We start from the raw sequence: 19,030 nt of genomic DNA on the forward strand, positions 1-19,030 counted from the left end.
AGCGTTCAATGAACACATAATCATACTAGGTCGGTTCAGATCCCAAGATCCAGCTACAGCTCAAGCCCTTAGCTCGTCACACACTCGATCAGCCGACGCAGACACGACCTGGACTAGGGCCGGAGATCACGCCACCAGAATTAGGCTCAGGGCGCAGAGCTCGAGCTCGCCGTCGTTGCTTTTCATGGGCGCACGCTATCGGCGGTCGCGCCGGCTGAACATGCTCCGAAAGCCTCGTGGCAGCCGCGGCGATTCATCATCCGGCTTCGGCCTGTTGCACTTAGGGCAAGGCGCTCCAGCGCCTCCGCACCGGCAAGCGTGATCGCCAGTCCACGGTTGATCCGGATGGTTCTCACAGACCCAGCCGGTATATCGGCAAGCGAATCTTTCTTCAAACAAACAATGCAATTGCAGCTATCGCGATAGGGCGGAGGCCCAACGCGATGATGCCTATCCGGCGCGTCCGTTGATCTGGATCAAGCGTGCGCTGAATGCGAAAGGAGACTCAGAGACGTCCGGTTGATTACCGGGCGGCGGGGTCCTCCTTTATTGCCAATTATTGCTACCTTTTCCCGATGTCCGTGCCGTCTTTTCCCGGTACCGTGCATAGCGCTCTTGGATGGGCGCGGAGGACGGCCCGCCGCATTGGCCTGCTAGCCCCGGACAGCGTCGGAGCCGTTCCTCTTTAACGCTCGGGAAACTGGGCCATGAACGGCGTCGAGTACAGCCTTGTGGCTCTTGCGTTCATCGCGCTCATCGTGGGCATCAGCGCGCTTCTAATCGTTTTCTGACTTGGCCTCAGCTTGTACCCCCTCGCTGGGGCCGTTTTTTGCGAGGCGAACACAACATAACGCCGTCCGCACCGTTCGAAGCGGCGTTCCGATCAGCATTTGGAGGTTCATTATGCGAATTGCGCTGTCTGTTGGAGTGGCCGGATTTTTCTCATTAGCGATATCGGGCGGCTTGCTTGAGAGCGCCTTCGCTCAGAGCGCGAAGGCAAAGTCGAAGCCCCAACCAGCGCCGGCTGGGCAAATGATCTGCAATTCGTCGGGAGGATGCAGACCGGTTAAGCCGGGCTGCAAGGTCGAGCCGAGCAACTACGTTGGCCAGGTCGAAGTTTGCCCGGGTGAGAAGCGACCAATCTAGAAACGAGTCTCTTAGCCTCTCTGGCCACACCACCCAACGCGGCGGCAGCCTCCATCTTGGCGGAACGAACGTCTTTGAGTTCCAATCCCTCATCGTCGGGGCAAAGATCGCGTCCTTCTCGGATGTCGGAAAAGTAGCGTGTCATCCGCGCCTCCTAATTGGGCGGCTACGGGAGCGGTGCAGGCTTGTTCCTGAGCATGTTCCGGCGCGCCGCGCTCTCGGGGGGCAGGGAGGCGCGAACGCATTTCATTCAGCGTCCCTATGTCGCCGGGCAAGCGCCTTTGCCTTCTCTAGCGCCTGATGGCTGTCGTCGACAGCTCGAACCGATCGGCGAATTTCCGGGCGACCTTTGGGCGGGATTTCGATCGGCTTTCGCGTGATCGGCATCCTTCCAAGATAGGTATCAGGCACCGGTTTGGCGAGTTCCGCATAGACCAATTGTGCATTGTTTTGCGGGGGCCAGTTTGCGGAGAATCTCTGTACGCAGCGGCATGCTACAACGCCTGCGCAACTACGCACCAGCGCCGGGTAAGGGGCGCTGGTGTTTTTATGAGGACCGGTGCTGTCCTAGTTGCAGCTTCCTGCTGACCTTAGTCGGTCCAAGTGCGGTCTCCACACAGCCCGCATTCAAACGTATGAATGACAATTCCGCTCTCAGATTCCATGATTGTTCTAACAAGAGTGAGCGTAGCTCCACAAAAGCGGCAGTCATGATGTGATCGGTCCGGGACGGAGGCGATCTTCTCAGCTCGAAATAGGTCCACGCCAGCCGCGCCGTTTTGGAAGTGAAGTCGCGATGCGTTTACAATCAGTCCGGCAAATGCTCGATCAGCGTCAGCTGCCCACAAGAAGGCATTGAACCTCCAATGGGTTCAAGTGGGAAGAATAGGCGTGAACGTTACGGCGATTCCCACCCGTGCGGTGTGGCGCGATACCCACTGTGGACAACAAACAATATTCCCCGCATCGGATTCGTTCAGGATCGCAGGGGCCTAGAGGGCGCCTGCTACTGGCACTCCATGTAGATCCGGCCATCCTGGAGCGGCTTGAATGCTTGCGCGGATGCCGTTAGCGCTTGCTGAAGGCGAAAAATCCGCCGTCATCAAACAAAGGTTGAGAGCGTGCGGCGCGATGCTAAAGTGGTCGAGATTTTACTGATCAATTGCTGCTTGAGAACCAATTGCAATGAGGGCGAGCCGTGCCCACGACGGAAGAATTCCGGGAAGAAGCCGAGGCTCAAATCGCGAGGGCTTCCAGACAAGGGCGTCCGCATATCGAGATCAATGCAGGTGAACTGCATCGGATAGTGAGTCCGGATCAGAACAGGCATTCGATTGCTTGCGACGCTATGCGTCAGCTTATGGGACCAGCTGATGTGGTGATCTATGAAGCTCCGGCGGGAGACGGTCCATCATTTACCGTTCGGTATGCGCTGCCTCGTTAGCATCAGCCTTTACGATCTAGGGGGCTCTGTGTGCCGCGAGGATTGCGGCAATCTGTTCGGTGTCTCGGTGCGCGTTGGCTCTGGTTGTCGGCTCGGCTCGGGAGTCCTATTGCCGCGGACCATCCAACTCGCAAGTCGAGCATAGCCGCGCCTTAGCGCGGGAAGCAGACCCTCGTGGTCGCCTTGATCCATTGCTCATAAACCAGCAGGCAGAGAGGGCGGATCCTTGGACTCACTGGCCGACCGGTTATTCGGGCGGCCGCACCGGTCCCGCGAGAAGTCGGTATGTCGGGATCCAAGCCGAGTTCCACGTTTCCAGCGTTGTACCGCAGACGGAGCATGCAAAGCTACCTTTCTTGCGATCTTCTACGGTGGACTGGGTACGGTCGTAGACAGCGCCGCACGGGCAACTTCGGTGGCTTGTTTCCAATTCGCTTGAACCCAAAGGAACTAGTTGAGAGGACGGGGCGCGTCTGCCTTCCGGATGCCCGTCGATTGTCCTCTTTGCTGCGGCTATCTCTTGCCGCGTACTTTGATAGGTCATTGTTCTGATGGTTTGACCGCCCGTTAGAGGCGCGATCTCAACCAGGAACCCGCCGCCGGGTTGCTCGACGACCACCAGCCGGTTCGCTGAATATTCGAGATTGTCTCTCACGTCCGTGGTCCCGTTCCGTGCTCAAACAAACAATTGTAAGGGGCGCAATGTTCCTGCCGAGTGGGTAGGCTCAACCATCAGTGTGGGAACGAGCGAACTGTTCATCGATTGATACCTATGACGATGAAGGCCGCGAGTGTGCTTATTCGAGTGCTCTAACTGCGGACACCGCGAAGCATCGGAGCCAGCAGTGCTTGGACGCTGGACGGGGTCTCAAACGCACAACGCCGTCCGCTTGAAAACACGCGAACGGCGCTGGCCCTAGCCCCGAGAAGGTTGTTGCAAAATCCCGGTGGTGGTCCGTCTCACGTCCGGCCAAAAGGTTCATGACCCAGTTTGGCTATGAGCGTCTGCGACAAGTGGCCTCAGCAACCTTGGGGGCCTTGTAGAGGGAAAGGCGATTGCTGGGACCTTCCACCTGTCCGCCTGGTGCGTACGGCCAGGTTCGCGCTTTACTGCACGAACATCGCTATGCCGATGATGACGAGGGGGCTTAGTCCGACTAGGACGATGCAAACGCTTCCAAAGATGCCACTGCCCATGACACTGCTCCGGCGTTGGAACCGGAGCCTACGCCCGATGGAACTCGGGCCGGTAGTGCAATTTGTGCCGAGCAATCTGCCGAAACAAAAATAGTCTAGAAGTCTCACTAGCGTTCGGCTCTCGTGCGAGCCAGCCTTGGCCGATCCCATGTGCAACCCAGCTCAATAGTCTTCGCCAGCCTTTTGGCGTGTGAGTGGGTTCACAAGAATATCGTAAACCGGGTGCTACAATGCACCCATTCATTGATTTCATTGCTGCCGGAACCCATGGCGAAATCTTTGGTAGTTGCGCTAGTGCTGCTTGCCGCCGTAGCAGCGCTACCAGTCCAACCTAGCGCCCTTATTCCGCTCCCGACAAAGCCGATGCCGGCCGTTCTCATTCCCTAGATGAATCTAAGCTTGGTGTGTGAGGCTCGTCTCGCAGGACAGCTCTGCTGTCGTCCCTCTAGAATGGAGAGAGTTGCCATGGAAGAGCGCAATGCCGCATCGCTGCGGACGCACGAGCGAAACGTCGAACACTATCAAGGGCTGCTGCGAACCAGACTTAATGACGTCGAGACCCGTTTCGTCGAACGACGTCTGTGGGAGGAGCGTTTCGCCGTTGGGATGATCAAGTTTGCGCGACGAAGATTGTGCTCAGAGAGGCCTATCGATTGAGTCTGCTCGCGTGCCGGACATGTTTGTCGGCCAGCACTTTCATACAAGCTTGAGTCTATCTTTCAGTTTGCGGTTGATGAGCATTTCAGCGCGCCGCTTTGCAAGTTCAGGCAACCTCGTGCGCACGACGCCGCGTATCACCTCTTCGTCCATCTCAACGACGATCTCGAATTGGTCGTCGTATTGGTGTGTCACGCTGAACGTGACGCCTCGGTGGACATAGCTTGTCGGCATAAGCGTGATTTAGCAATCGGCGCCGCCGTCCTGTACCGTGAAGATACGGGTTATCGTCCCGCTGCTGACATAGCGGTATGCGATCGTTCGCTACATGCCAGCCGCGATGTCGATCCCGTGTCGCGCCAGGGCCATCGACACTACCAATCCGACAATGCTGAACAGTGTAACCAGAGCAAGGCTCGAAATCGGCCGACGGGAGGCACGGACATCCGTTATAGCCTTCGAAAGAGCAACCATTTGAAATTCTCCCCAGATCAATCCAGGAAGACTAGCAGTTAAATGTTACCGGCGAATTTCGCCGATCGTTTCAATTGAGCTTCACGGGAACGACTCCTAGCGCTCTCCCGGCCACCACGTCGAGGGCGGGTTCGTGGCCGAGATCTTGTTCGTACGCAAAGCTACGAGATGGCTCCGTTTGAAGGCGTAGCCATTCGATCGAGAGCACTGCCTACAGCGCATGTAGCGCTCGAGTTCGTGGACGGGCGTCCACTTCGGGCGCCTTACGATATCCAATGCGACCGTCTGATGCGTCTCGCAGCCGAGGCACTTGACCTCACGATACCGATAGAGCCTCACCCCGCGCAGATGAGATCGAAGATTGTCGTTCCAATGATGACGGGTGAAACCTGGAAGTGGAACCGCCCGTAACTTGGAAACGGGCGACCCCTGCCGGACCACTACTCCCTTTTGCCCCAGGAGAAGCGATGGCCGACTCGGCAGCTACGTCAGTCAGCCGAGTTGGTTTCGAGAACAGCTATCGGTTTCCGGCAAACCGAGCCGGGGTAATCCGTAATGACGTTGTATTTGCCGGGAACGAGCAGTGGCTCTGGAAGTAGTGTTCCTCGGCTCCCGGCCGAAATCCCCCCAACCCTGGCCGGGAGTTGTGAATGGCGGCCTCGGCGCGCGGCGCCGGGGTCGTTCTCTCATTTGCGGGCTGCATAGTTGTTGCGGGGATTTACACCACGCCAGCCGTTCGCCCTTCAACTCACAAGCAGCCCGGTTTTAGCCGCATCGACCGCAAAACACTATCCAATCCGTTTCCGTTGCAGTCGACGGTGCGGATCGGCATCGGCCTTTCTTCGTGGACGGCTTGAACTTGTTTGCTACTGGCGAGGCGCTTTTTCTTTTTTAGGATCGGGGCGGTCGCTTCATGTCGGTGTCGAGCGACGATAGGAGGGGGCACCGGGGCAGCGACGACAGGCACGGGCTCCGGGGCGGATATCGTCTGCGGTACAGGCGGCGGCGCTACCAACGCGGTCGGCGGCGTCGGTGCCTCGAGAACGGCCGCACTGACGGCTGTATCGTGCTCAGGAATGAGCGACAGCCTATCGGCCTTCCCGACGCTCTCAGTCACCGGATACTCAACGAGCGGCCTCGGCGCGGATCTCCCAAGTGCTGCAACCGCACCCACCCCGACCAACCCCACTATTCCAACCACTAAAATGCGGATCCACATAAAATGGCTCCCGACCAACGCAGCGAAACGCGGAGCTTCCGAAAAACCGCAGCCTGTCGCCGAAACTTGCCGAGAATAAGGCTAAGCTATTGGAACCTTTGATGGAATAGGGGCTGCTTGGGCATTCGTCGCGGGTAGGGGGAGCGGCGCGGGGTTGGGCTCTAGCGCTTGATGTTGGGGTCGTTCTCATTTGTCGGCTGCATAATTAATCCCAGCGCTCCGGGGAAGAGCGCTGGGACTGATGGCGAGGCAGCTGGCTTGGGGCGGGATTGCGCCGTCGCTCAACTGCCTAATTTTCCCGACACTGAATCGTTCCTATCGAGTGGCCCGAAATCCCAAGCGTCACTCAGGCTCATAGCCTATCCCGAGACGATCACCGCCTGCTGGCGACGTGTACCGGCGAATTGGAGCTTGGCTCCGGCGGACCAAGGGTCGCCCAAACCGCGATGGCAATGGCGAGCGCCGCAAGCACCGTCTTCCTTGCAATGTTCTCGCCATTCATCGGCTGCCTCCCGCTCATTTCACGCCGGCTTCGGGAATGATGTTTTTGTTCACTCGGAGGTGAGGGGTCACCAGGACCTCGCCGTCCGACGTGATCCTAATTCCGTGCCCGTTGGGGCAAAGGAGATTGGATATCGCACGATACACGAGCGCGGCCCCCGCGGCGGAAACGGTCAGCGCGACCTCACCGCAAGTCGGGCACAAGAACTTTTTGTCCGTAGGCACTGTTGGAGACACCATCGGGAAACCTCCCGAAAGTTACGCCACCGCTCAGAGTTTAGCGATGATTGCGCCAATCAAGTATGGCGGGGTTCACACAAGCCTAGAAAGAGAAGAGGTGGCGGCGTTTCGCCTTGCGAGGTATGGCGCTGTCGAACTAGGTTGCCGTCATTCCTCAAGGGAGATTTGTCTAGTGGCTACCGGTACAGTGAAGTGGTTCAACCCGACGAAGGGCTATGGTTTCATCCAGCCGGACAACGGTGGCAAGGATGTCTTTGTGCATATTTCGGCAGTTGAGAAAGCGGGACTGAGCAGCCTCAACGAGGGTGCAAAGATTAGCTACGAAGAGCGGGAAAACCGCGGCAAGACGTCAGCCGAAAACCTCCGGTTGGGCTGACGTCGCGTCTGCACCGGTCTCTTACGGGCGGCCCGTAAGACTGGCGTCAGCTGGAAATGCTTAGATACACAGACTGCAACATGGAGCGACAGTTACCGCCCGGCCGCCTTCTGGCTGCCGGGCGTTTTACAGGTAACTCACCGCCTCAGGGTGTACCGCTCCTGAGGCCGTCTTTTTTCATGCTCATGCCAGCGCGCAGAGAAAGCTTGGCTTGACCGACTTCTTGCGTCGGAGCTGACATAATGCGCTAGTGCAAGAATACATCGATGAAGTTGATCAAGAGCGCGCCGCGGAAGCGGCAGTGACGAAGCTCGCGAACAGCGCGGGAACGACGAGTGGCTAACGCCTTAGGTCTGGGTGGCTAACATCGACGGAAGTTATTGAGAATGAAAGAGAAGAACAAAGCGGTGGCGATCCCGGCAGGATTCGAACCTGCGACCCGCGGAGTAGAAATCCGCTACTCGGCTAATGGCCCCGCGCGCGTTTGGTGGCCTGTCTAAAAGGGCACCCAAGCGCTGGAAATGTGCCCAATCATTCCCGGTTTCGATAAGCCATTGAAATCGCAGCAAATGCGAACGCCCTCCGAGCGCACCATAAACCCACGTTTGCCAGTCGCCTGTATCCGCATCCGCGACAAACATAGCCGCATGGATTGATGGCCTCTTTCATACCCTGCGACCGGCTTTCGACCTCTTTCGGACGTCTGACGGCAGTCAACCCGAAGCCATTTGCGGCCCTTGGCGGATCGTTGAATCCGACGCTGTTGATGACGGCTTCGAACGGTTAGCGGACGATCGAGGGGCAACGCTGCGAAGCCCGCTTTTGACCCGTTTCAGACATCGCGTATGTGCAATATTATGTTCCCGGGGAGAAGGTCGTATGGCCAGGCTGCGAACCTTGCTGTCGATTGTTGGTACGCAGGGTGCGAGGGGAATGACCATCGCGCTTTGCATCGGCGTCTTCGTTCCGGTGATTTGGCCGGGATTGGGCACGGCCCTCAGGCCGAGCCTCCCGTTGATGATTGCAATTTTCCTTGTCAATGCGTTTGCGCAGCTCGATCTAAGCTACGCAAAGCAAAGCCTTACGCGGCCAACGAGGTTGCTGACCGCAACGGCCTGGGCGATGCTGGCTATTCCCGCCCTGTTCTGGGTGTTCCTGAACACTGTCGGCCGAGATCGATTTGATCCCGATTTTGTTTTGTCGCTGAGCTTGCAAGCTGGGGCCGCACCGATCATGGCCACCCCGGCGGTTGCTCTTGTGCTGGGCATCGACGCGACCTTCGCGGTTCTGCTTTTGCTTGCCACGATGTCGATCCAACCATTCACTGCACCCATTTTGGTAAGCTGGGTTGCCGGGACAACAATCCCGATTGACGGCTTTGTTCTCGGCCGCAACCTCTTCGTGATGATCGGCGGTTCGGCTCTGGTTGCGGCAGGGTTGAGGTTGTGGCTCGGTCGCGCCCGTGTCGAGGCGTATCGCAGCGAACTCACTGGTATCAACCTTATGGCTTTTACGCTGTTTGGTCTTGCGATGTTCGATGGCGTCGTGTTGAAGCTCTTCGCGGAGCCGATCCTGCTGCTTGGTCTCTCTGCAGTCGCCTTTGTTATCGCTCTCGGCAGTCTCTTAATCGCGACAGTCTCGCTTCGAGCTATGGGAGCCGACGAAGCCTTCGTAACGGGGTTTGCGACGGGCCATCGCAACGTTGGACTTATGGCCGCCGCCCTGTCGGGATCGTCGCTGCCAGAGCTGACGTGGCTCTACTTCGCACTGCTCCAACTTCCGATCTATTTGACGCCTCAGATTGTCGGCGCTTTCGCGGCCGCAAGACGTTCACTTAGGGATCGTGCTTGACCGGAATGCTTTTCGAGCAAAGAAAGGAGGATTGCCCATGGTCAATTCGGAACCCACCCCTTCGGTTAGCTATGATCCGAAGGACTTGGAAGGCACGTGGACGCTTATTTCCGTCGTAACCGAGCGGGACGGCAAAAGATTCGACGCTTATGGCCCAAATGCAAAGGGCCATCTGGTGTTCGATTCGATCGGGCGATATTCAATCATCTTCATTTCCGGTGGCCTCCCGAAGTTTGCGTCGGGTAGCCGCTCCAGCCCGACAGCAGATGAGAGCATCGCTGTCGTTTCTGGAAGCTTCGCTCATTTCGGCACTTACGTCGTCGACGAGGTGGACAAGAGTTTCACGTTTCAAGTCGAGCGTGCGACATTGCCCAACTGGGACGGCAAGAACACGAAACGTTCGTTCGGTATCAGGGGTGATGAGCTGCACTTCACGGACCCGCACTCGTCGGGCGGTGGGGTGGCGACAACAATCTTCGAGCGCGCAAAAAGTGCACGCTAGATTTCTGATCGAGGCAACGCGAGGGCTGCTCATGGACCATTGCGGACAACCTAGGCCCGGAAATTCATTTCCGAGATGGGGCCCTTAGCGGACATGGCACCTGCTGCGAGGAATACCGCGGCAGTGGAAGTGGAGCTCGAACCGCCCTCACGAACGAAAAGTGGACGTATCTGGTGCGATTTCAGGTGCGGCGATCGCCCCGCAGGCAACGATCCTGAAGTAAGAGCTATTCATCTCATTGGTGGGCCCGGCAGGACTCGAACCTGCAACCAAACCGTTAAGAGCGGAGGGAAACGGGATGCAGCCTTTGATTCTTCTGCATTTTCTTTGATTTTTGGCTGCGTTCGTCGCTCTTTCGGGGGGCGTTTCTGGTGCGAAACTGGTGCGGTTGGCCTGGTCCAGCCAGGTTGAAGCGGGGCAGCGCATAACCCGGCCGCCTATCGCGTCCGGAGGGGCCTCCACTTCAAGAATGGAGCGGAGATGTTCAAGCCGCCAGTTGTGTTGCGTGCCGTCACAATGGCAGTTCGAACTCTGCTGACGGCCCTGCTCATTCATGAAGTTTGGTCGCAAGACCAAACGTTTCGCAAGAATTTGCCAAAGCTGCCTCCCGTCCTCCTGGAACGCGTCAGGCCTCGGCGATCAGTGAAGCGATGTCTTCGAGCGGGCGCCGGCTGAAGTCCTTCGCGAGCTCGCCTATGATCTTGCTTCTCAAGTCGCGGTGGAAGTGCTTGCGCATCACCCCAAGGGTCTCGGGGGCCGAGACAACGACCAAGTGTTCGATGGTCCCGTCCAGGCAGAGCTTGTTCAGGAATGCAGCCGTAGCTGCGGCGAAGTCGTCCTCGATAGGATGCGTGCTATCGGGACCGGTGCGGCCGGTGTGATGCCCCGCACCCGAGCCTGAGTGAGCGGGTGCGGGCGGAGTCGCCGTGATCTCGACCAAGTGCACCCCAGGTTTAACGCCTGCATTGTGGAACAGGCGGATCGTATCGCTGTCAGTGACTGCTACTGTCGCACCGGCAGGTAGAATCATCGAGAGACCTCCTGATCACGATCAGCATGAACCCCGGTGGGCGATGACTTGCGACGATAACCCGAAGATTGAGTCCATGACGATTGAAATGAAAATCACGTCTCGCCATAGAGTCCATAGCTCACCGTTATCGAAATGAGGGCGCCCGGGACGCTGCGGGTATGCGCCCGGGTCCCGTCCGTCTGCCGTCGCGCGAACTTGATAGTCCCCGGTCCACTAGCAATCCGAGCCACGTGAAACTGCATCTTCTATCTGCGTAGCGGCAACACCGAACCGAAACTGTCGCGGGTTCCTTGGAGCTTCCTGTCTCGTTTGGCGATCTTCTCCACAGCGTCCGCCAGATAATCGGGGTGATGATGGCCGTAAGTATTGAGGAGAACGTCGAGCGACATACCAAGGTAACCCGCTGCCTGCCATGGATCGGCGCCACGCTGCATCAGCCAGGTTGCTGCCGTATGCCGGAGTGTATGAGGCGAAATGCCCGCGCCGAGGCCGGCTAGTCGCACCGCAGTCTTGAAAGCCGTCTTCACCGATGTCACGGGCTTTCTATTGAACTCCACGAAGTGCTTTGCGTCATAATCGATCTGGTGCCAACGCCTGAGATGCGCAAGCAGGCGCGGCGGGATCGGAACCGGCGGCTGGCGCTTGTTGGTCTTCGCGTCACCTTGGCGGCGCCGATGGTATATGCCGCGATCCAGGTCGACAAACGCTCGGCCTACTGCCGGGATGGGTGAGGCCGCGGCGATAGCGCCGGCCCGGGATCCGCTATAGACGCCGATCAAAATGAACCGCGCCAGATGCCGCAGAGGCCGTTTGTCCGTCGCGACTTTCTCGCCCTTCAGTGGTCCCCGCGACATTTTCTGCATCTCGCGGTAGCGCCAACAGGTCCAGATCAGCTTAGCGGCATCGGATCTCGTGAGCCACTTGTCACGAGGCTCGCCCTTGGCGGGCAACGTGATCTTGACGACTCCTCGATGGTAGCCCTCCGCAGCGTGGTGGTTGATAGCTGCGCGCAGGTCCTCGAGATCACGCCTAGAGCCTCCTTTGTTCCCTCGCTTCTTCGCGAATTGACGGCACTGCTCCCCATCAACATCCGCGAGCATTTTGGCGCCCCACCAGTCGTTCAGCCGTCCAATTCGCTTCTTGAACTTGCGGATGCCTGGAATTGTCTCGTCGTCGTCTTCCGTGATCTTGAATCGATCGCGGAGCTTGGAGAGCTCCGCGTCGAGATAGATTGAAAGCACGTCTCCGATCGGGATCGATTCAATGTCTTGGGCCTTGCGCCTGGGGATATGTTTCGATGCAATATAGTCCTTCAGCTTCTGCTCCGCGGCCGCAATTTCATCTGCAGCGCAGCCTGTGCTGATATCCCTGCCGTTGTCCCGGATGATCCAGGTTGCTCGGTGGGTGACGTTGCCGGCCTTGCCTCGTCGAGCGGCCTTGAGCTGGAGCCTGGCACCCTTGCTTCGACGCGGCATAATTCCCTCATTCTCTGTATATGAAAGAGCGTCGTGTAGTCCTTGCCGGCAACACGTTCGATGATGAGTCTGCCGCGAGCATTTTCTCTGCGCAACCCGGAAGCGGTCATTGAGCCGTCGGGAAATGCCATGGCCGCGGCGACAGAAAGACGGAGTGGATCGTGCGGGTCAATATGTTCCCGTCGCTTTGACGCCTCGATCATCTTGACTGATTGGCCAAAGTCCGAATCGTGATCGGGCTCTACAAGAGCGTCATCGTCCCGCTTTGGGTTATCTGAAGCGTGCCTCTGCATTCACTTTCGGACGAGGACGGGAATTGGAGATTTGCGCCGGCGACTGATCGAGGCGATGTCATGCTTTTGCGGCGCTCTCCCCAAAAGGAGTCCTTCCAGGCAAGACGCGTACTCAGGATCGTCGACGCCCGCCGACACATACGATCAAGTTGTGGACGATAACTCAATTGCGACGAGCGGTAGTTTGGGCCGGCATGAGGGATTGCGAAGGAATGGTCGAGGTGGGCGCGCCAACGTGATCCTGGATGCGGATATCGATCACTTTTGCGGTACGGCTCATTCCATTGGTGCGCGTGCGGCTGACGCCTCAGCGGGCTCTCGTCAACCGAGCCGCATCGCGTCTCGGCCATTCGGCTTCGATCCCTCGCGCAAGTAAGAGAGTATAATGTGTCGCTCGCCGGAGGCACTCGCTCGCGGGCCCCGCCGTCATTGCATGCCGGCGTCGCTATCGCTGTCCCGCGCTCGGGTGCCTTGTTGACCGGTCTCGCGACTGCAGTCGGCTCGGTTCCCGCGGTCATTCCATGCCCGCGTCGCTATCACTGCCCTGTCGCCGGCTGCCTCTTTGATTTTCTCACTCTTGGCTTGATTGCACTTCCTCTTTGTTGCCCAGCGTTCTCATCGTCGAGGGCTATGGGGCTCCGCCCCTCGCGCGCGCCAGGGTAAAGCGCCGGCTGGTGCCGGCGCCGACCCGAGCGGTCTCCCCGGTCTTCCGCGCTTTGCTCATCCTTATGACTTTGGACGTCGTGGCCCGCGCTTGTGCAGACCCGCTTCTTGCGAACCGGCCCTGATCGGGCGGGTGATACCCCACCGCCCGGGTCGCCCTGGCACTTGCTAACCCCGGTCTCGCCGACGGGCAGGGGCGCAGGCGCGTGGTGCGCCTGCACCCATGGAAGCAAAAGGAAGATTGATCATGTCGGCCAAATCACTGGGAATACCAAGCGGAACGGAAGTTCGCGTTCCGCTCAGCAAGCTCAAGAAGTCCCCGAAGAATGCACGCAAGACGCCACACAGCGAGGCGGCGATCGAGGCGTTGGCGGCGAGCATTGCCGCCAAAGGCATCCTGCAGAATCTGGTGATTGAACCGGAGGTGGATGGCGAGGGGGCGGCCACGGGGTTTTTCTGCGTGACCATCGGCGAGGGCAGGCGGCTGGCCCAGCTGTTGCGGGTGACGCGCAAGGAAATCAAGAAGTCCGAGCCGATCCGCTGCATCGTCGATACCACAAACGACCCCCACGAAATCAGCCTGGACGAGAATGTCACCCGGGAAAGCATGCATCCGGCCGACCAGTTCGAGGCGTTTCGGAAGCTCGCGGACGAGCGGGGCTTTGGCGCGGAGGAGATCGCGGCCCGGTTCGGCGTCACGCCCAATGTGGTGCGGCAACGGCTCCGGCTGGGCGCGGTTTCCCCGAAATTGATCCAGCTCTATCGCGAGGGCGACCTGGCGCTTGAGCAGGTGATGGCCTTTGCCATCACTGACGATCAGGCACGGCAGGAGGCCGTCTACGAGCGTCTCTCCTATGACCGGGATGCCTCCACTATCCGCCGCCTGCTCACGGAAACCCATGTCGCCGCCACGGATCGCCGGGCGCGCTTTGTCGGGCTCGAGGCTTATGCGGAAGCGGGCGGGACCATCCTGCGCGACCTCTTCACCGAGGATCGCGGCGGCTATCTGGAAGACGTTTCGCTGCTCGATCTCCTGGTGACGGCAAGGCTTAGCCGCGAGGCGGATAGCTTGCGGGCGGCCGAGGGATGGCGGTGGACGGAAGCCCATCTCGACTTCCCGCATGCCCATGGCATGCGCCGCGTCTACCCGCATCCGGTCGAGCTTTCGGCGGACGATCAGGTCGCCCTTGACGCGGTCCAGAGCGAGTTCGACCGGCTGACCGAACAGCATCAGACGGCCGAGGAACTGCCTGACGAGGTGGATGCGCGGTTCGGCGAACTGGAAACCGAAATCGAGCGGCTGGCGGCAAAACGACAGGCTTACGATCCCGACGACATCGTGCGCGGCGGGGCTTTCGTGATCCTCAATCACGACGGCACCTTGCGGATCGAGCGAGGCTTTATCCGTCCCGAGGACGAGAAACCCCATGCTGAGACCGGGCAGGACAGCGAAGCGCAGGCATCGGAAGAGGAGGGCGGCGGAGGCGATCCAGCCGAGCGCGCCGGTGAGGAGGAAGACGGTGAAAATGACGAGGAGGAGGAGGCTCAGCGTCTCTCTGACACGCTGGTCCGCGACCTCACCGCGCACCGAACGTTGGGGCTGCGCCTCAATCTGAGTAAGCAGCCTGACGTTACCATCGTGGCGGTGACCCATGCGCTGGCCGCGCAAGTCTTCTATCTCGGGGCCAATGCGCATGTGGTCGGCATCCAGCCGGTGAAGACGGATTTGTCCGTGCATGCGGTCGGAATCGAGGACACTCAGGCCGGCAAGGCGTGGTCCGATCGCCATGCCAATTGGGCGAGGCAGATGCCCAAGGACGCGGGCTCGCTGTGGGAATTCGTGGCCGGACTCGACCATGACAGCCGCATGGCATTGTTCGCGCATTGTGTCGCGTTGACCGTCAATGCGGTCAAACTGCCGTTTGACCGGAGGCCTCGCGCCCTTGCGGCAGCCGATCGTTTGGCTGAGGCCGTGGGCCTCGACATGACCGGATACTGGCGGCCTACGGTGCGCAGTTATCTCGGCCGCGTCACCAAGGTGGGCATTCTGGAGGCCGTCCGGGAAGGCGTCAGCGAGGAGGCCGCAGAGCGGATGTCGGGCATGAAGAAGACAGAGATGGCGCAAGCCGCCGAGCAGCTGCTGGCGGCAACCGACTGGTTGCCGTCGCTGCTGCGGACAGCCACGCCGCAGGGGCAAACGGATCTGCAAAGCGAGGCGCAGGGCAGCGAACTTCGCTCGCAAGCTGCGGAGTAAGACGTGCACGGGGCCGCGTAAGCGGCCCCGGCGTGCTCCAAAATTTTCGGCCGCGCACCTGACGGCGCGCGGCCGGTTCAATCAATGCACAGCGGCGACTGCGCACGCTTGCCCTTCCCAAATGCGGGCCTCGGTCCGTCTGAGTCACGCTGTTTGCAGCAGCCGATGTGGCTGCGCCGCGCCTTCTTTTTGCAGGGACGAGGCGATCAGGCCGGAAGCTTTGGTCGTGTCCAGACCTTCGCGGCAAGAGCACAAAGCGGGCGGATAGTCCTGGCGACGACGTCGGTTCCTTACGAACAATGCGGTTGGTTCGCGTTCGCTTGTCCGGTGGGGCGCCCCTGCCATTGATGCGCAGACGTTGGCTTTTTTGATCGATCCCACCGTTGTCCGATGCTGCGGGGCGCCGGCAGTCGCCATGATAATCCCCGTCAATCGGGGCACAGGCTCGCGTCCAACGCATCCTCGATTGGGCTGATCAGGCCCGAGGGACGGCAACAGCCTCGATCGCCTTCCCGCAACAGCTCACGCCTGCTTTTTTCCCCTGCCGCGAAGTGGCGGCATTCCTCGCGGGACAACAAAAAAGCAGGCTTTCGCCGTCCTCCGCTGACGCTGCGGGCCTTGCGGCTGCGGGCCGATCGCTCCCCGGGCAAGGGATCGCCATCGAGGCTGCGATGGGCGCGGCCCGAGCAAAACAGACGGAGATTATCATGGCGACCATCGGCACTTTCACCGCATCGGACAACGGCTACACCGGCTCGATCAAGACGCTGACGCTCAACATCAAGGCCAGGTTCACGGCATCCGAGAAGGACAACGACAAGGCTCCCGACTACCGCATCTTCGCCGGCGCAACCGAGTTCGGCGCCGCCTGGAAGAAGACCGTCCGCGACAGCGATCGCGAATATCTCTCGGTCAAGCTCGACGATCCGAGCTTCCCGGCCCCGATCTACGCCTCGCTGGTCAGGATCGAAGGCGACGAGGGTTTCACCCTGATCTGGTCGCGCCGCAGCGTCGACTGAGCTTGACGGATCATCGGCCCCGCCTCCTCGGAGGCGGGGCATTTTTGCGTGCCCTGCGCTGCTTTGGGAGGGAGCGGAAGGGCATTTTTGCGGTCGGAAAGGAGGCTTCGCCGGCCGAGAAAAAGGCGATCGATCGATGGATTTTGGAGCAGCGTTCTGGGCCGAGCGATTGGATTTTCGCATCGGATCTGGCTTGGATTTTTAATCTCCGGAGGTGTGATTTCGTCAGCTTCCAGGAGCGTCGACGCACCTTTGCGGCAACGAAATTGTGCCGTCGATGAGCGTGCAAACCCGCACGGTGCACAGGGATTCGCGCGGTCGGCGACGCTGCGTGACGGCGATGCAATGACCTTGTCACGGCAGAAAGAGCAAGCGTGAGCAGGGGAAGCGTGAAGAATAGGAGAGCGCAAGATAAAAGCACTGCCGCCGAAGGTCGGCTAAGTGGTTGTCTGCACATCCAAGATTTATCGCTAGCGGTTGGCACGGTGTCGCTACAAATTGCTAAGCGATTTGTCTCGCGGAAGAATAACGTCTGCATCGGATCGCGGTAGGTTCTAAGCGTCGTGAGCGCATCAGAGGGAGCGGCGAGATATTGCCGAGGAATTTCGTGCCGCTCGGAGGCTTCGGCGCCGGTACGAAAGGAGACCGTGGTCTCCTGTCGAACACGTTGATGTCCGGAAACCCAAGCTAGACCTGCTCCGCCCGTCCGCGAACCGTCCGTTTGGCCGAGAAGTCGCGCGGCGTCGTTGTTGTGCGGTGATGCGCCAGTATGAATCTCCCGAGCCTTCGAAGACACGGTGGGGGCATGCATCGCAGAAGGGCCAAGACGGAGGCTCACGCTAAGGTCCAATCGCGGTCATGTCGTCAGTACAGAGGCTGCCCTCCGTTTCACCGAGGCGGAGCTTTCATAAATGCCGTGGCGCCTTGACCAAGGGAGTACCGCCGCCGTTTATCCAAAACGAGGGTCTTTGCAGTTGTTTGAAGGAGAGAACTCGGCGGGCTCCCGTTCCTTGCCCCAGAGCTTGCCGCCCGCGCGCCGTGGATTGCCCTTGAAGTGAGCATTGCGTTCGCAAAAGTATCGGTCGATAGCCGCTTTAGCCTCGTCAATCGATCCATAGTTGCTGTTGTGAATGATGGCCCGAGCCATGCCGCTGAAGACCGACTCGATCACATTGAGAAACTGCGCGCGGGCTGGAAGCGGTGCCGTGTCAATCTGTGGGCCGTTGCTCTCAATACTGGCGTTATGGGCATTGATATATTCGAACAGCCCTTTGGAGACGTGCCAGGAGGCGGCATCCCAAGAAAGATAAAGCTTGGTGCGATCGCGGTATTCGGCGACGAGTGCCTCTAGCATGCGGATCATTTCTTCGGTGTTCTTCTTCCGGCTGTAGAAATGGGTGACTTGGTTGGGCGACAACTCAATGGCGGCAGTGACGATGATTGAGCCTTTCGATTGCTGCCATTGCGCTACAAAATGTTGTTCGCCGGGACCGATCAGCATGCGTCCAGGTTGTGCCTTGACCGCAAAGGGGCCGAATTCGTCGATCGAGAAGAAGGCTTCCTCGACCTTGAGATCGGCGAGAATAGAACGGATACGTTGGAGCTTCTGTGAGAAGTCGGGATCGTTGGAGGTCAGAACGATCCGTGCCTTGCGCCAGCGGTAGCCGGCACCTTTCACGATCGCGCGGATTACATCTTCGCAGGCTGGTTGCCCTTTCTCGTGCATCGCACGCACCAGATCAGCCATTTTCCAGGTTGTACGGTTGATGCCGAAATTGGCTGGCGGCTGGTGTAGGATGCTGAACAAAGCCTGTTTGGCTTGCTCGCTGTCGAACTTGCGATGGGGGCCAATGCGAGGGGCGAACAGCCGTTCGGCTCCACCCTCCTCGAACAGGCGGACCGAACGCGCATATCTTGACCGGCTCTGCCTGAGAATGCGGCAAGCCACGCTTGTCCTTAGCCCGCTGCGTGAAGCCACTACTGCGAGCGCGCGGCGCCGCTGAACGGGGCGGCCATTTTCGAGCTTCTCGACTAGGATCGGCAGGTCGGGATGACTTTCAAGGGAAGCCGGCAGGTCTTGTTCACTTAGCGGATTGTGCAACTGCCCGAGCAGACCCAAAAACCTGCCTGGGTCGGGAGCGCCTTTCAATTGGTTATCGCGGGCCAAAATCGCCGTAATGGTTGATGCCGCAGGCACTCCGGCGCTGCCCATTGATCGAAGATGGAACGCTATTTTTCGCCCGCCCCAGGTTGGGTGGTCGGCGCGCACGGCTAGAACGGCCACTTCGATAGGGACCGGACAGCGATGCGGCGTGTGGTGCGGCCGGCGTGACTGGCTCTCCAGGCCTCTCGCGCCGGCTATCCGATACCGTTCCAGCGTTCGATAGCCTGTCTGCTGGCTTATGTTGAAGCTCCGACAGAGGCCCTGAATGTTGGCATTTGGAGCGAGCGCCAGTCGCACGAATTCGCTGCGGGCCTCGAGAAGCGTATTTGACTTCCAGGGCATGTTGCACCTCTCTGTTCTGAACCACGGATCACCCGGGCGGGTAGGACCCGTGGCTCAGCAATAAGGGTTTGGTAGTCAAGCCAGTTCCGAGCGGGCAGACTGGATGCTGGACGTCAGCTTATGGGCCTAAAATCGGCAACTCACGGCTAGCGACGGTCTGCTCCGGGTCGTTAACGGGCT

12 protein-coding genes and 1 pseudogene are annotated in these 19,030 nt (G+C 59.4%); 6 read left to right on the forward strand and 7 right to left on the reverse strand.

The annotated features are described in order from the left end of the window. Positions 1–1,066: 1,066 nt before the first annotated feature. The 3 genes and pseudogenes from JQ616_RS39985 to JQ616_RS39570 form a co-directional block, all read right to left on the reverse strand. Complete coding sequence (locus JQ616_RS39985; RefSeq protein WP_433996039.1) at positions 1,067–1,291, reverse strand: DUF6894 family protein; 225 nt, start codon at positions 1,289–1,291, stop codon at positions 1,067–1,069. Positions 1,292–2,248: 957 nt separating this feature from the next. Continuing rightward, positions 2,249–2,476, reverse strand: coding sequence for a hypothetical protein (locus tag JQ616_RS37505; protein ID WP_212023207.1), 228 nt, complete (start codon positions 2,474–2,476; stop codon positions 2,249–2,251). 2,538 nt (positions 2,477–5,014) lie between these two features. Further along, positions 5,015–5,248, reverse strand: a pseudogene (locus tag JQ616_RS39570) (hypothetical protein); the annotation flags it as partial. Between the two features lie 320 nt (positions 5,249–5,568). Here JQ616_RS39570 and JQ616_RS37510 point away from each other — a divergent pair. The 4 genes from JQ616_RS37510 to JQ616_RS37525 all read left to right on the forward strand — a co-directional run bounded on the left by JQ616_RS37510 (position 5,569) and on the right by JQ616_RS37525 (position 9,607). After that, positions 5,569–5,775 carry a hypothetical protein gene (locus tag JQ616_RS37510; RefSeq protein ID WP_212023208.1) on the forward strand — a complete coding sequence of 69 codons (207 nt, stop codon included), beginning with the start codon at positions 5,569–5,571 and terminating at the stop codon, positions 5,773–5,775. A 1,275-nt stretch (positions 5,776–7,050) separates the two neighbouring features. Then, positions 7,051–7,254, forward strand: coding sequence for a cold-shock protein (locus JQ616_RS37515; protein WP_212023209.1), 204 nt, complete (start codon positions 7,051–7,053; stop codon positions 7,252–7,254). An 879-nt stretch (positions 7,255–8,133) separates the two neighbouring features. Then, positions 8,134–9,105, forward strand: a complete 972-nt coding sequence (locus tag JQ616_RS37520; protein ID WP_212023210.1) for a hypothetical protein — start codon at positions 8,134–8,136, stop codon at positions 9,103–9,105. 37 nt (positions 9,106–9,142) lie between these two features. After that, on the forward strand, positions 9,143–9,607 hold the full coding sequence (locus JQ616_RS37525; protein WP_212023211.1) for a lipocalin-like domain-containing protein: 465 nt from the start codon (positions 9,143–9,145) through the stop codon (positions 9,605–9,607). Between the two features lie 147 nt (positions 9,608–9,754). On the opposite strand, the gene JQ616_RS37530 is transcribed toward JQ616_RS37525, so the two are convergent. The 3 genes from JQ616_RS37530 to JQ616_RS37540 form a co-directional block, all read right to left on the reverse strand. After that, positions 9,755–10,162 carry a hypothetical protein gene (locus tag JQ616_RS37530; protein WP_212023212.1) on the reverse strand — a complete coding sequence of 136 codons (408 nt, stop codon included), beginning with the start codon at positions 10,160–10,162 and terminating at the stop codon, positions 9,755–9,757. 70 nt (positions 10,163–10,232) lie between these two features. Beyond that, positions 10,233–10,637, reverse strand: coding sequence for a host attachment protein (locus JQ616_RS37535; RefSeq protein WP_212023213.1), 405 nt, complete (start codon positions 10,635–10,637; stop codon positions 10,233–10,235). A gap of 248 nt (positions 10,638–10,885) precedes the next feature. Next, complete coding sequence (locus JQ616_RS37540) at positions 10,886–12,115, reverse strand: tyrosine-type recombinase/integrase (RefSeq protein WP_212023214.1); 1,230 nt, start codon at positions 12,113–12,115, stop codon at positions 10,886–10,888. 1,203 nt (positions 12,116–13,318) lie between these two features. Between JQ616_RS37540 and JQ616_RS37545 the strand changes: the two genes are divergently transcribed. Both JQ616_RS37545 and JQ616_RS37550 read left to right on the forward strand, forming a co-directional pair. Continuing rightward, entirely contained in the window at positions 13,319–15,325 is a 2,007-nt protein-coding gene (locus tag JQ616_RS37545) for a ParB/RepB/Spo0J family partition protein (RefSeq protein ID WP_212023215.1), read from the forward strand. A gap of 707 nt (positions 15,326–16,032) precedes the next feature. Continuing rightward, a complete protein-coding gene (locus JQ616_RS37550; RefSeq protein ID WP_212023216.1) occupies positions 16,033–16,344 on the forward strand; it encodes a DUF736 domain-containing protein in 312 nt (103 codons plus the stop codon). Between the two features lie 949 nt (positions 16,345–17,293). Here the strand turns inward: JQ616_RS37550 and JQ616_RS37555 are convergent. Then, positions 17,294–18,850 carry an IS630 family transposase gene (locus JQ616_RS37555; RefSeq protein WP_212023217.1) on the reverse strand — a complete coding sequence of 519 codons (1,557 nt, stop codon included), beginning with the start codon at positions 18,848–18,850 and terminating at the stop codon, positions 17,294–17,296. Positions 18,851–19,030 lie beyond the last annotated feature (180 nt).

It is taken from the genome of Bradyrhizobium tropiciagri, assembly GCF_018130545.1.
Taxonomy (GTDB): domain Bacteria; phylum Pseudomonadota; class Alphaproteobacteria; order Rhizobiales; family Xanthobacteraceae; genus Bradyrhizobium; species Bradyrhizobium tropiciagri_A.

What these genes read in the sequence shown, in the direction of transcription:
- JQ616_RS37550 (WP_212023216.1), top strand. Translation starts at nt 16,033, where the DNA reads ATGGCGACCATCGGCACTTTCACCGCATCGGACAACGGCTACACCGGC.
- JQ616_RS37520 (WP_212023210.1), top strand. Translation starts at nt 8,134, where the DNA reads ATGGCCAGGCTGCGAACCTTGCTGTCGATTGTTGGTACGCAGGGTGCG.
- JQ616_RS37525 (WP_212023211.1), top strand. Translation starts at nt 9,143, where the DNA reads ATGGTCAATTCGGAACCCACCCCTTCGGTTAGCTATGATCCGAAGGAC.
- JQ616_RS37505 (WP_212023207.1), bottom strand. Translation starts at nt 2,476, where the DNA reads ATGCCTGTTCTGATCCGGACTCACTATCCGATGCAGTTCACCTGCATT.
- JQ616_RS37555 (WP_212023217.1), bottom strand. Translation starts at nt 18,850, where the DNA reads ATGCCCTGGAAGTCAAATACGCTTCTCGAGGCCCGCAGCGAATTCGTG.
- JQ616_RS37545 (WP_212023215.1), top strand. Translation starts at nt 13,319, where the DNA reads ATGTCGGCCAAATCACTGGGAATACCAAGCGGAACGGAAGTTCGCGTT.
- JQ616_RS39985 (WP_433996039.1), bottom strand. Translation starts at nt 1,291, where the DNA reads ATGACACGCTACTTTTCCGACATCCGAGAAGGACGCGATCTTTGCCCC.
- JQ616_RS37510 (WP_212023208.1), top strand. Translation starts at nt 5,569, where the DNA reads ATGGCGGCCTCGGCGCGCGGCGCCGGGGTCGTTCTCTCATTTGCGGGC.
- JQ616_RS37540 (WP_212023214.1), bottom strand. Translation starts at nt 12,115, where the DNA reads ATGCCGCGTCGAAGCAAGGGTGCCAGGCTCCAGCTCAAGGCCGCTCGA.
- JQ616_RS37530 (WP_212023212.1), bottom strand. Translation starts at nt 10,162, where the DNA reads ATGAATGAGCAGGGCCGTCAGCAGAGTTCGAACTGCCATTGTGACGGC.
- JQ616_RS37535 (WP_212023213.1), bottom strand. Translation starts at nt 10,637, where the DNA reads ATGATTCTACCTGCCGGTGCGACAGTAGCAGTCACTGACAGCGATACG.